General features: G+C 69.9%; 12 protein-coding genes and 1 pseudogene. 6 read left to right on the plus strand and 7 right to left on the minus strand.

Annotation, left to right across the window (positions count from 1 at the left end):
* Positions 1-4: 4 nt before the first annotated feature.
* Together R6V09_RS05415 and R6V09_RS05420 are read left to right on the plus strand one after the other, a co-directional pair.
* On the plus strand, positions 5-634 hold the full coding sequence (locus R6V09_RS05415) for a TetR/AcrR family transcriptional regulator (RefSeq protein ID WP_317880180.1): 630 nt from the start codon (positions 5-7) through the stop codon (positions 632-634).
* Between the two features lie 362 nt (positions 635-996).
* Positions 997-2463 carry a sensor histidine kinase gene (locus R6V09_RS05420; RefSeq protein WP_317880190.1) on the plus strand — a complete coding sequence of 489 codons (1467 nt, stop codon included), beginning with the start codon at positions 997-999 and terminating at the stop codon, positions 2461-2463.
* 209 nt (positions 2464-2672) lie between these two features.
* Here R6V09_RS05420 and R6V09_RS05425 read toward each other — a convergent pair whose 3' ends face one another.
* Together R6V09_RS05425 and R6V09_RS05430 are read right to left on the minus strand one after the other, a co-directional pair.
* Positions 2673-2930: a WhiB family transcriptional regulator gene (locus R6V09_RS05425; RefSeq protein ID WP_006142322.1), complete on the minus strand. Its 258-nt coding sequence runs from the start codon at positions 2928-2930 to the stop codon at positions 2673-2675.
* Positions 2931-3249: 319 nt separating this feature from the next.
* Positions 3250-4218, minus strand: coding sequence for a diacylglycerol/lipid kinase family protein (locus R6V09_RS05430; RefSeq protein WP_317880181.1), 969 nt, complete (start codon positions 4216-4218; stop codon positions 3250-3252).
* A gap of 116 nt (positions 4219-4334) precedes the next feature.
* Between R6V09_RS05430 and R6V09_RS05435 the strand changes: the two genes are divergently transcribed.
* Positions 4335-4799, plus strand: coding sequence for a hypothetical protein (locus R6V09_RS05435; RefSeq protein ID WP_317880182.1), 465 nt, complete (start codon positions 4335-4337; stop codon positions 4797-4799).
* Between the two features lie 15 nt (positions 4800-4814).
* On the opposite strand, the gene R6V09_RS05440 is transcribed toward R6V09_RS05435, so the two are convergent.
* From R6V09_RS05440 to R6V09_RS05450, 3 genes are all read right to left on the minus strand, one after another.
* Complete coding sequence (locus tag R6V09_RS05440) at positions 4815-5957, minus strand: RNA polymerase sigma factor SigF (protein ID WP_317880183.1); 1143 nt, start codon at positions 5955-5957, stop codon at positions 4815-4817.
* Positions 5954-6367 (minus strand): anti-sigma regulatory factor, encoded by a 414-nt coding sequence (locus R6V09_RS05445; protein ID WP_020130755.1) that lies wholly within the window; start codon positions 6365-6367, stop codon positions 5954-5956. The genes R6V09_RS05440 and R6V09_RS05445 overlap by 4 nt, the downstream gene beginning before the upstream one ends.
* Before the next feature lie 266 nt (positions 6368-6633).
* On the minus strand, positions 6634-6894 hold the full coding sequence (locus R6V09_RS05450) for a UBP-type zinc finger domain-containing protein (protein ID WP_043674403.1): 261 nt from the start codon (positions 6892-6894) through the stop codon (positions 6634-6636).
* A gap of 62 nt (positions 6895-6956) precedes the next feature.
* On the opposite strand from R6V09_RS05450, the gene R6V09_RS05455 reads away from it, so the two are divergent.
* A complete protein-coding gene (locus R6V09_RS05455) occupies positions 6957-8552 on the plus strand; it encodes a Na+/H+ antiporter (protein ID WP_317880184.1) in 1596 nt (531 codons plus the stop codon).
* A 55-nt stretch (positions 8553-8607) separates the two neighbouring features.
* On the opposite strand, the gene R6V09_RS05460 is transcribed toward R6V09_RS05455, so the two are convergent.
* Together R6V09_RS05460 and R6V09_RS05465 are read right to left on the minus strand one after the other, a co-directional pair.
* Positions 8608-9513: a 1-aminocyclopropane-1-carboxylate deaminase/D-cysteine desulfhydrase gene (locus R6V09_RS05460; protein ID WP_317880185.1), complete on the minus strand. Its 906-nt coding sequence runs from the start codon at positions 9511-9513 to the stop codon at positions 8608-8610.
* A 48-nt stretch (positions 9514-9561) separates the two neighbouring features.
* Complete coding sequence (locus R6V09_RS05465; RefSeq protein WP_317880186.1) at positions 9562-10152, minus strand: N-acetylmuramoyl-L-alanine amidase; 591 nt, start codon at positions 10150-10152, stop codon at positions 9562-9564.
* A 296-nt stretch (positions 10153-10448) separates the two neighbouring features.
* On the opposite strand from R6V09_RS05465, the gene R6V09_RS05470 reads away from it, so the two are divergent.
* Positions 10449-11855 carry a family 2B encapsulin nanocompartment shell protein gene (locus R6V09_RS05470; protein ID WP_317880187.1) on the plus strand — a complete coding sequence of 469 codons (1407 nt, stop codon included), beginning with the start codon at positions 10449-10451 and terminating at the stop codon, positions 11853-11855.
* 113 nt (positions 11856-11968) lie between these two features.
* A pseudogene (locus tag R6V09_RS05475) lies at positions 11969-12282 on the plus strand (polyprenyl synthetase family protein); the annotation flags it as partial.

A 12282-nucleotide genomic window follows, 5' to 3' on the forward strand; every position in this document is an offset into this window, starting at 1 on the left:
CTCCATGGTGGGCAGCGACGAGACAAAACAGCAGGTCAAGGCCGGTAAGTCGCGAGGGCGACCGCGCTCCTTCGACCGTACGACCGCGTTGGAGCGGGCGGTCCTCGCCTTCTGGGAGCACGGCTACGAGGCCACCTCCGTCGCGGACCTGACCCGTGTCATGGGCATCGGCGCCCCCAGCCTCTACGCCGCCTTCGGCGACAAGCAGGCCCTGTTCGCCGAGGTCGTGGCGGAGTACGGCACGCGCTACGGCTCCTTCACCGACCGGGCGCTCGCCGAGGAGCCCACCGCCCGGGCCGCCGTGGCGCGGGTCCTGCGCGAGGCCGCCGCCGAGTACACCGCACCCGGCCGGCCGCACGGCTGTCTCGTCATCCACGCGGCCACCAACTGCACGACCCCCGAGGTCGAGGAGTCCCTGCGGGCCCGGCGCAACGCCAACCTCGCCGTCTTCGAGCGCCGTATCGAGGCGGACATCGCCGCGGGCGAGCTGCCGGCGGACCTCGACGCCGCCGCGCTGGCCCGGCATGCGGGGGCGGTCGTCCAGGGAATGTCCCAGCAGGCGCGGGACGGGGCGAGCCGTGCGGAGCTGGAGGCGCTCGCGGAAATTGCCATGACCATCTGGCCCCGCACATGACTCAACACGGTTAGGCTTCGCGGTGGATGCTGGGACGTCCGAGTAGTTGCGGACAGGTGCGGGAAAGCGTCGGCATCAAACATCCTTCAACGCATGGACACGGATTAGTGGTCTAGTCCACAATGTGTTAAGGCGTAAGCCTCCGTCTTCCCCGCACAGGAAGACGGACCGAGGAACCGGAGCTCTCTGCCCTGACTGCCCCGGGTCCTCATCCATCGGCCGATCGGGACCGCACACCCCGTGGCCGTTGCTGCTCCGGGCTGCGGTGCCGAGAGGGCTGAGGGTCCCTCTCAGGCGCCGCGGCCCGCGGGTGTTTTTAGGACAGGTACAGACCGGCGGGTACGCTCGCAGACGTGCCCTCCATGAACGAACTCGTACGCCAGCACACAGCACTCGACGACTCCGACCTTGAGTGGCTGCACCTGCTGGTCTCGGAGTGGCAGCTGCTCTCCGACCTCTCCTTCGCCGACCTGGTCCTGTGGGTCCCCACGCGTGACGGCACCCGCTATGTCTCCGTCGCCCAGATGCGGCCGAACACAGGCCCCACCTCGTACCAGGACGACATGGTCGGCCACCTCGTCCCGCGCGGCCGTCGCCCCATGCTGGACGCCGCCCTGGACGAGGGCCGCATCGTCCGCGAGGGCGACCCCGAGTGGCGCGAAGAGGTCCCCGTCCGGGTCGAGTCGATTCCGGTACGACGGGACGGGCGCGTCCTGGGAGTCATCGCACGCAACACCAATCTGCTCACCGTGCGCACTCCGAGCCGCCTCGAACTCACCTACCTGCAGAGCGCGTCGGACCTCGCGCAGATGATCGCGGCCGGTTCCTTCCCGTTCCCGAACCAGCAGGTCGACATGGACGCCTCGCCGCGCGTCGGCGACGGACTGATCCGGCTCGACGGCGACGGCATCGTGCAGTACGCCTCGCCCAACGCGCTGTCCGCGTACCACCGCATGGGCCTCGCCACCGACCTCGTCGGCCAGCCGCTGGGCACGACCACCGCCGAACTCGCCCCGACCCGGGGCCCGGTGGACGAGGCGCTCGCCAAGGTGGCCAGCGGGTGGGCGCCGCGCGAGTTCGAGATCGAGGCGCGCGACGGGGTCATCCAGTTCCGGGCGATCCCCCTCAAACCCAAGGGCACCCGCATCGGTTCACTGGTGCTGCTCCGGGACGTCACCGAACTGCGGCGCCGCGAGCGGGAGTTGATCACCAAGGACGCGACCATCCGGGAGATCCATCACCGGGTGAAGAACAACCTCCAGACGGTCGCCGCCCTGTTGCGCCTCCAGGCCCGCCGCATCGACTCCGAGCGCGGCCGGGAGGCCTTGGAGGAGGCCGTACGCCGGGTCGGCTCGATCGCGATCGTGCATGAGACGCTGTCCCAGAACCTGGACGAGCGCGTGGAGTTCGACGAGATCGCCGACCGGGTGCTCGCGATGGTCGCCGAGATCTCCCCGGGCAAGGTCACCGGCCGGCGCAGCGGTCGTTTCGGAATACTGGACGCCGAGGTCGCCACCCCGCTCTCCATGGTGCTCACCGAGATCCTGCAGAACGCCCTGGAGCACGGCTTCCGCGAGGGCGAGACCGGCACGGTCGAGGTGTCGGCCGTCCGCGGCGGCACCTCCAAGGACGCCCGCCTCCTGGTCACCGTGCAGGACGACGGCGTAGGACTTCCCGAGGGATTCGACCCGCACCGCTCGGGCAACCTGGGCCTGCAGATCGTACGGACCCTGGTGGAGGGCGAGTTGGGCGGCACGTTCGACATGGTGCCGGGGCCGGAGCGGGGGACCCGGGTGATCCTGGATGTGCCGGTGCAGGCGCACAAGTGACGTACGTGCACATGACCTACACGTGTGCGTGCCCGAACTGCCGTATCCGCGCGCGTGCTTGAACAGCAAAGAGCCCCGAACCATGTGATGGTCCGGGGCTGCTCGCTCGTTGCTATGCGCATCGGGGGTACTGCGCGCTGCGGCTCGGGGGCGGGAGATGCGTACTCGCTGTACGCGCCGCCAAGCTCAGGCTGTTAGCAGGGTGGATGTCAGGCGGAGGCCTGACGGGCCCGGTTGCGAGCGGCGCGGCGCTTCATGGCGCGGCGCTCGTCCTCGCTGAGACCACCCCAGACGCCGGAGTCCTGGCCGGACTCGAGCGCCCACTGCAGACACTGGTCCATAACGGGACAGCGACGGCAGACGGCCTTGGCTTCCTCGATCTGCAGCAGCGCAGGACCGGTGTTGCCGATGGGGAAGAAGAGCTCGGGGTCTTCCTCGCGGCAAACGGCGTTGTGACGCCAGTCCATGGCTGCTACCTCTCCTTGGTATTACGTGCGGGTTGCTTGTGAATGTGAACGCTTTCACGAATCCCTCAACAAGTGAAGGGCCGAACGCCAGGTTCGCTGGCGGGGTCCTGTGGATTGAAGAGGGGTTCCGGTGATCCGTGGAGGCCGGTGTTGCGGGCCGTCTCGATCGCCACGTAGAGACTCGCAAACCTCAGCGGCGGATACAACCCCTTCTGGAAAGTTTTTTTTGATTCCTCGGTGTCGACTAGGTCACAGCCGTACTTCCATGGGGTGGATCCTGGTCTAAACGTTCGAGTGAAAGGACTTCAGCCCTTTCTGCTCACACAATCACACGCAGTGCACGGCGTACGCCTGTGAACGTCACGCTCGTACGTAGTCCGAGGTGGTCGCCGTCCATCTGGAGGGGCAACGGGGCCTTCGAATGCAAGGTGAACTCGGTCAGGTCGTGCAGAGCCGCAGCGTGCTTGCCGTGGGGTCCGCGCTCGGGGGACGAAGTGAGCAACTGGGTGCCATACCGGGCAACCGCGGCGCTGGACAGGCGACTGAGACCGAGTACGTCGAGGCCTTTATCGAACGACGCCTTAGGTGACGTGTACATCGGGCGATTGCCGAGATACGTCCAGGGCGAGGTGTTCGAGACTATGGCCACCACGAGATCGGTGACCGGGTCCTCGCCGGGCTGCTCCAGAGTGATCGTCCCGTGCCGGCGGTGCTGCTCCCCGAGGAACTGCCGGACCACCTGGCGCACATACAGCGCATGCGTGGACTTCTTGCCCTGCTCCCGCTGCTGCTCGACCCGCCCGACCACCCCCGCGTCGAACCCGAGCCCGGCGTTGAAGGTGAACCAGCGCGACGGCACGGACTCGTCCTCGGTGCCGGGCGTCCCGGAGGTCAGCCCGAGGCCGACCGTGCGCTCGCTGCCCTCGCGCAGGGCGTCCAGGATGGCGCCGGTGGCCTCCACGGCGTCGTTGGGCAGCCCCAGGGCGCGCGCGAAGACGTTGGTGGAGCCGCCGGGGACCACGGCGAGGCCGGGCAGTCGCTCCGGGTCGGGGCCGGTGTGCAGGAGGCCGTTGACGACCTCGTTGACGGTGCCGTCGCCGCCGAGGGCCACCACCAGGTCGACGTTGCCGCTCTCCGCGGCCTGCCGGGCGAGGTCACGCGCATGGCCTCTGTACTCCGTGGTGACGGCCTCCAGCTTCATTTCGCTGGCGAGCGCGTGGAGCAGGACGTCGCGCGTACGTGCGCTTGTGGTGGTTGCCGCCGGATTGACCACGAGAAGTGCACGCATGAGTTGCAGCGTACCTACTGGGGGGTACCCGTCCCATACCGAGGTAGGGGTTGGGTAAGAGGAGAGGGCGTGAGCCTGGACACCTGGGGCCGAATCCCGAGGGCTACCCTTCTGGGGTGAGCGCTGAGCAGACCCCCGCCCCGGAGACGGCGACCGACGGCCCCGCCGGACCCCGTCCGCGCCGTCTGACCTACGCGGCGGCCCTCGTCGCGCTGGAGGGTCTCGCGCTGGCCGTCGGCGGTGTGTGGATGCTCGTCCTGGGGCTCACCGGCGACCCGGACGACCGGCAGCAGGCCGTGACCGGAGGCGTGACCCTGGTGGTGCTCGCGCTGCTGCCGCTGCTCGCCGCACGCGGACTGCTCGGCCGGCGCGGCTGGAGCCGGGGCCCCGCCGTGATCACGCAGATCATGGCGCTGCCCGTGGCCTACAACCTGCTCCAGGCCGACAGCGTGGCCATCCCGGCCGGAATCGCGCTCGCGGTGGTCGCGGTCGCCTCGCTGGTGCTGCTGGTGAACCCGGCGACGACACAGGCCCTCGGAATCCGAGGGCCCGGCCGCCGTACCGAAGAGCCGAAGGGCTGACCCTCCGGCCCGGTCCTACTCCTCGACGAGGAGCTTCTCCCGCAGCTGGGCCAGTGTCCGGGCCAGCAGCCGGGACACGTGCATCTGGGAGATGCCGACCTCCTGCGCGATCTGCGACTGCGTCATGTTGCCGAAGAAGCGCAGCAGCAGGATCCGCTTCTCCCGGGGCGGCAGGTCCTCCAGGAGCGGCTTGAGCGACTCCCGGTACTCGACGCCCTCCAGGGCCTCGTCGTAGGCGCCCAGGGTGTCCGCGACCGCCGGGGACTCGTCGTCCGTGTCCGGGACGTCCAGGGACAGCGTGGAGTAGGCGTTCGCCGACTCCAGGCCCTCCAGGACCTCCTCCTCCGAGATACCCAGCTTCTCGGCCAGCTCGTGGACCGTGGGGGAGCGTCCGTGCCGCTGCGAGAGCTCCGCCGTCGCCGTGGTCAGCGACAGGCGCAGCTCCTGGAGCCTGCGCGGGACGCGCACCGCCCAGCCCTTGTCGCGGAAGTGCCGCTTGATCTCGCCGACGACCGTCGGGGTCGCGTACGTCGAGAACTCGACACCGCGCTCCGGGTCGAAACGGTCGACCGACTTGATCAGGCCGATGGTGGCGACCTGGGTCAGGTCGTCCAGCGGCTCGCCGCGGTTGCGGAAGCGGCGCGCGAGGTGCTCGACGAGCGGCAGGTGCATACGGACCAGCCGGTTGCGCAGCTCCGCGTACTCGACGCTGCCGTCCTTGAGCGTGCGCAGCTCGATGAAGAGAGCGCGCGCTCCACTGCGGTCATGGGGGTCGTGCCGCGTGCTCTGCACACTCTGCACGGCTTGCGCGCCCGCCACGTCGTCCCGCTCGTGCTCGCTCATCGCCTGGCCCGTCGCCCCTTCCCGAGCTTTCGCCTCCTCCCCCACGCTCGACTGAGTCGGAGCGGGGGGACCCCCAGCAACAGGGGAGACCCCACCAATACGCACGGCACCGTCCTGCTCACGTTGACCGTCGTCCGTCACACCGGCCTCCGAGGGTTCGTCCTCCGGATGCGGCCGGGCCTGCTCGGGGATTCCGCCGCATGGCACCAGGGGGCCGGCGTCCGCCGTACGGCTTGTTCCGCCCGTGCCGCCCTCGGCCGGCAGCTCCCGTGTGCCGCGCTCTTCGTCCCGCACCGGCCCGTCCCCGTTCCTCACGCCGGCCCGGGTCCCGCGCCGCGCTGTTTGTAGAGGCTGATCGTTACGGTCTTGTCCTCGTCGACTGCCGATGAGACCTTGCCCGCCAGGGCCGAGAGCACGGTCCAGGCGAAGGTGTCGCGCGAGGGTGCGTGACCGTCCGTCGTCGGGGCGGAGACGGTGACTTCGAGCGAGTCGTCCACGAGCCGGAAGACACAGCTGAGCACTGAGCCGGGCACGGCCTGCTGAAGCAGGATCGCGCAGGCCTCGTCCACCGCGATGCGGAGGTCCTCGATCTCGTCGAGGGTGAAGTCCAAACGGGCTGCGAGGCCGGCCGTGGCCGTACGCAGCACCGACAGGTAGGCACCCGCAGCCGGCAGCCGGACTTCCACGAAGTCCTGGGTCGCGGGCTCGCCTGCGATCTGGGACACCCTCACCTCCAAGGTGGTACAAGCTCTTTCGGGGGCCCAGGGGGCGCCCCCCGGGGTAACGCGATACTTGGTTCAGCGGTGACGCTACCGCGCTCTGAACTTTCCTGTCCCCGGGACCCCAACCCCATGCTGTCACTCATAGTAAACCTACGGATACGCTCCGTGGCTAGGGGTCCTGCGGGCCCAATTGGGAAGAGCGCGCGCCGGGTTGACGTACCCAGACGTCAGACGGTCGAACCGTCGAAACCGGCGGTCGGATTACGGGGTCACAGGAGTACGTGGTCGACGAAGCACCAACGCCAGCTCTCCCCGGGCTCGAACGTCCGCATCACCGGATGCCCGGAGTCCTTGTGATGTGCTGTGGCGTGGCGGGAGGGCGAGGAGTCGCAGCAGGCGACATGGCCGCAGAAGAGGCACAGTCGCAGCTGCACGGGGTGGGTGCCGGCCGCCAGACACTCCAGACAGGTTTCGCTCTGGGGCCCCGGTTCGGGGAGCGGCAGCGCGTCGGCGTGCGTGCACTGTTTCATGATTGCCAGATTACGACGGGTGTGCGGTTGGCCGCGCGGAAAAACGAGGGCGGGCGAGGACGATGGACGTGATGCCACTGCTGTTGCTGGTGGCGGGAAGTGCCGCGGTGGCCGCCGCGGCCCGGCGCACTCCCGTGCCGGCGCCACTGCTGCTGGTCGCGGTCGGGCTGGCCGTCTCGTACGTCCCGGGGGTCCCGGACTACACCCTCGACCCGGACGTCGTCCTGCCGCTGCTGCTGCCCCCGCTGCTGTACACGTCGGCCACCGACAGCTCGTACCTCGACCTGCGGGCCCAAGTGCGGCCCGTGGCGCTGCTGTCGGTGGGGTACGTGCTCTTCGCCACGTTCGTCGTCGGCTGGGCCGCGTACGTGATCGTGCCGGGGCTGCCGCTGACCGCGGCGCTGGTGCTCGGTGCCGTGGTGGCGCCGCCGGACGCGGTCGCCGCGACGGCGGTGGCCCGCCGGGTCGGACTGCCCTCGCGGATCACGACGATCCTCCAGGGCGAGTCCCTGCTGAACGACGCCACCGCGATCACCGCCTACAAGGTGGCCCTCGCGGCGGCGGTCGGCGAGGGCGCCACCTGGGCCGGCGGCATCGGGGAGTTCCTGCTCGCGGCCGTCGGCGGTGTCGGGGTCGGGCTCCTGATGATGGTGCCGATCCACTGGCTGCGCACGCACCTCAAGGAGGCGCTGTTGCAGAACACGCTCTCCTTGCTGATCCCGTTCGTCGCGTACGCGGTCGCCGAGCAGGTGCACGCCTCCGGAGTGCTCGCCGTCGTGGTCGTGGCGCTCTATCTGGGCCACCGCGCGTGGGAGGTCGATTTCGCGACCCGCCTCCAGGAGGAGGCGGTGTGGAAGATGGTCGCCTTCGTCCTGGAGTCGGCGGTGTTCGCCCTGATCGGGCTGCAACTGCCGGTGGTGCTCAAGGGACTTGGCGAGTACCGGGGCCTGGACGCCGCCCTGTACGCGATCGCCCTCTTCCTGGTCGTCGTCGCGACGCGGTTCGTGTGGGTGTACCCGGCGGCCTTCCTGCCCCGCCTGCTGTCGGCGCGGATCAGGGAGCGCGAGGACAGCCCCACCTGGAAGGGGGCGATGACCACCGCGTGGGCCGGCATGCGGGGCGTGGTCTCGCTGGCCATCGCCTTCTCGATCCCGCTCACGGTGCACGGCGGCGACCCTTTCCCGCAGCGCAACATCATCCTGTTCCTGACCTTCACGACGGTCATCGGGACCCTGGTGGTGCAGGGCCTGAGCCTGCCCCCGATCATCCGGCTGCTGAAATTCCCCGGACGCGACCCCCAGGCCGAGACGCTCGCCGAGGCCAACGCCCAGGCGCAGGCCTCCCGGGTGGCCGAGAAACGCCTGAACGCCCTTCTGGAGGACGAGCGCAACGCCCTGCCGCCTCCGCTGGCCGACCGCCTCCGCGAGGTCCTGGAGCGCCGCCGCAACGCCGTCTGGGAGCGCCTGGGCGCCACCAACCCCGTCACCGGCGAGACCGTCGACGACACCTACCGCCGCCTGTCCCGCGAGATGATCAGCGCCGAACGCTCGATGTTCGTGCGGCTGCGCGACGGCCGCTACATCGACGACGAGATGCTGCGCACCTTGCTCCGCAGGCTGGACCTGGAGGAGGCGGCGGCTTATCGGGAGGCGGCCTAGCGGTTTCTACGGAGCCTGGAGGGGCCCGGCGGTTTCTGCGGCGCCTGGGGGAGGCCTACGGGAACGGGCGCCCGGTGACGACCGCCGTGATCGTGGTCCCGCGCGGGAAGGCCCCTTCGGCGGCTAGGACAACAAGTCCGTACAGCAACTTGGCGACATAGAGACGCTCGACGGGCAACCCGTGACGCTGCTCGAAATCCTCGGCGAAGGCGTCGAGTTCGGCCGGCACGCGTGCGTAGCCCCCGAAATGGAAGCGCTCGTCGAGCGACCAGTCGCCCCGCCGGCCACCGAAAGCGTGCTGTTGCAAGCCCTGAATGTCGGCGGTCAGGAAGCCGCCCTTGAGAACCGGTATCCCCAAAGCCCGCTGGTCGGGGCCGAGTCCGGCGGCCAGCCCGGCCAGCGTGCCGCCCGTCCCGCACGCCAGGGCGACCACATCGACGTCGGCACGCGCGCGCAGCTCCTCACCCAGGGCCCGGCAGCCGCGCACGGCAAGGGAGTTGCTGCCGCCCTCGGGGACGACGTACGCCTCCTCCGCGTCCACCTTGCGCAGGATGCCGGCCAGCGCCTCGGGCTCGCTCTTGTGCCGGTACGTCGACCTGTCGACGAAGTGGAGGCGCATCCCGTCGGCCGCGCACCGGGCCAGGGACGGGTTGAGCGGGCGGTCCGCCAGCTCCTGGCCGCGGACCACACCGACCGTGCGCAGGCCCAGGAGACGGCCCGCGGCGGCGGTGGCGCGCAGGTGGTTGGAGTAGGCGCCGCCGAAGGTGACGACCGTACGTCCGGCCGCCGCCGCGAGGTTGGGCGCGAGTTTGCGCCACTTGTTGCCGATCAGGTCCGGGTGGATCAGGTCGTCCCGCTTCAGCAGCAGCCGGATGCCGTGCCGGCCGAAGCGCCCGTCCGCGATCTCCTCCACCGGCGACGGCAGCCGGGGCCGTAGCGCGGCGAGGTCGGGGCTGGTCACGGCACCATTGTCACCCGGGGCGCCGGTGTCGTCCGTGTCTCCTGGGGGTCACTTCAGCCGGTCGCGGACCCGCTCGCGCAGCCAGTCCATCGTGAACCCGCGCGGGTCCACCTTTCCGGGCTGCCACTCCAGGTGCCCGATGACCGACCGCTCCGACCACCCGTGGTGGCGGCAGATCGCCGCGGCGGCCTTCTCGATCGCCTCCAACTGGGCCTCGGGCCACGGGTCCTCGCCGTCACCGAGGTTCTCGCACTCGAAGCCGTAGAAGTGCCGGTTGCCGTCGGTGTTGGCCTCGTTGTCGTGCGGCGGCCTCTTCTCGGCGATCACCGCGCGCAGCACGTCGTCGTCGCCGAGGCCCGCGTGGTTGGCGCGGCCGTAGCCGACCAGGTGGACGGTGCCGTCCTTGGTGATGACGCCGTGGCAGAGCGGGCCGGGCAGGTCCGGGCGGCCCTCGCGGCACAACTCCACCGTGTGCGCGCTGCCCTTGGTGACCGTGTGGTGGATCATCACGCCGTGGACGGGCCCCCACGGGCCCTTGTGGTTGCGGTTGTGGTGTTCCCAGTCGCCGACCTCGACGACCCTGACGCCTTCGTCCCGCAGCGTGTCCAGGAAACCGCCTGCGGACATGGGTGAGGCCATGAACGCCTCCTTCGTGCTGTGCGGCGGCCGACGTGCACGGCCGCCTGTTATCGCTGCTTGTACCGAAAAAATCTGGTACGGACGACTTGTTCGTACGGCGTGCGAGCCGATCCGGACAACGGCGGCCCCGGCGGCAACTCGAACAACATTCGACGTAAACAGCCCCTGTGCCCAGCAGTTGAAGATCCATTCCCGCTCTTTCGGGTAATACCACCGGCACGCTGAGTGAGGAAGGCTGGTGCGCGGGAACGATGTCGGGCGCACAGGCCCGGCATGAATGGGGAGGGCATTTCTACATGTCGGTAGGCGAAGAGGTCCGCGCGGAGCAGAACAAGCCGCAGCAGAGCCTTGGCACGGCGGCTGCGCGGAACCTGGCCACGACCACGAAGTCCGCGCCGCAGATGCAGGAGATCAGTTCGCGCTGGCTCCTGCGCACCCTGCCGTGGGTGAACGTGCAGGGTGGCACATACCGGGTGAACCGACGGCTGAGTTACTCCGTGGGCGACGGCCGGGTGACATTCGTGAAGACCGGCGACCGCGTCGAGGTCATCCCCGCGGAGCTGGGCGAACTGCCCGCGCTGCGGGACTACGAGGACGAGGAGGTGCTCTCGGAGCTGGCCACCCGCTGCCGGCAGCGCGAGTTCGCCCCGGGGGAGGCGATCGCGTCGTTCGGCAGCGAGGCCGACGAGGTGTACCTGCTGGCGCACGGCAGGGTGGAGAAGGTCGGCACGGGCCCGTACGGCGACGACACGGTCCTCGGGGTCCTCGCCGACGGCGCCTACTTCGGCGACCAGGCACTGCTGGACCCGGAGGCCATCTGGGAGTACACGGCCCGCGCGGACACCGCCTGCACGGTGCTCGTGCTGGCCCGCGGGGACGTCGAGATGGTCGCGGAGCGCGCCGACAGTCTGCGCGACCACCTCACGCAGCTGCGCGCGATCCCCGAGCAGCGCACCAACAAGTACGGCGAGAAGGCGATCGACCTCGCCGCGGGCCACTCCGGCGAGCCGGACATCCCGCACACGTTCGTCGACTACGACGCCCGGCCGCGCGAGTACGAACTGAGCGTCGCCCAGACCGTCCTGCGCATCCACTCGCGCGTGGCCGATCTCTACAACCAGCCGATGAACCAGACGGAGCAGCAACTCCGGCTCACCGTCGAGGCGTTGAAGGAACGCCAGGAGCACGAACTCATCAACAACCGCGAGTTCGGCCTGCTCAACAACTGCGAGTACGACCAGCGGCTCCAGCCCCACGACGGCGTCCCCAGCCCGGACGACCTGGACGAGCTGCTCAGCAGGCGGCGCGGCACCAGGATGCTCCTCGCCCACCCGCGCGCGATCTCCGCGTTCGGCCGCGAGCTGAACAAGCGCGGGCTGGTGCCGGAGTCCATCGAGGTCGGCGGCAACCGCATCCCGACCTGGCGCGGGGTGCCGATGTACCCGTGCAACAAGATCCCGGTCAGCGACCGGCGGACCACCTCGATCATCGCCATGCGTACCGGCGAGGCCGACCAGGGCGTCATCGGCCTCCAGCAGGCCGGCATCCCGGACGAGATCGAGCCGAGCCTGTCGGTGCGCTTCATGGGCATCAACGAACAGGCGATCATCAAATACCTGGTGACGGCCTACTACTCGGCGGCGGTCCTGGTGCCGGACGCCCTCGGCGTCCTGGAGAACGTCGAGATCGGCCGCTGGAGGTGACGTTTCAGCAGCTGGACGCGGTGTCCCCGCCCCTCGGGGCGGGTACACCCCGGTCACATGTGCTCAGCCGCAGTGGAAACGCCACCGTCCGCGGACTCTCCGAGGGGGACCCCATGGCCGAGTTCAGGGCGGAGGCGAAACAGCGCGCCGACGGGACGCAGCCGGTCGACGGGACCCAACCGGTCGACGGGCCGCAGTCGGGCGGCGGCACACCGCCGGTCGAGGGGCACGAGGCGGCGGTGATCCTGGAGGGGGCCAGGGCGACCGTCGACCCCGAGTTGCGCTCGGCGATCGACTCGCTGCCCGGTTCGATGCGCCGGATCGTGCTCTACCACTTCGGATGGGAGCACGCGGACGGCACCCCGGCGGCGGGCAACGCCGGCAAGGCGATCCGCCCCGCCCTCGTCCTCACCGCCGCCACCGCACT

The sequence above is a fragment of the Streptomyces sp. W16 genome (genome assembly GCF_033194735.1).
In the GTDB taxonomy this organism is placed as follows: domain Bacteria; phylum Actinomycetota; class Actinomycetes; order Streptomycetales; family Streptomycetaceae; genus Streptomyces.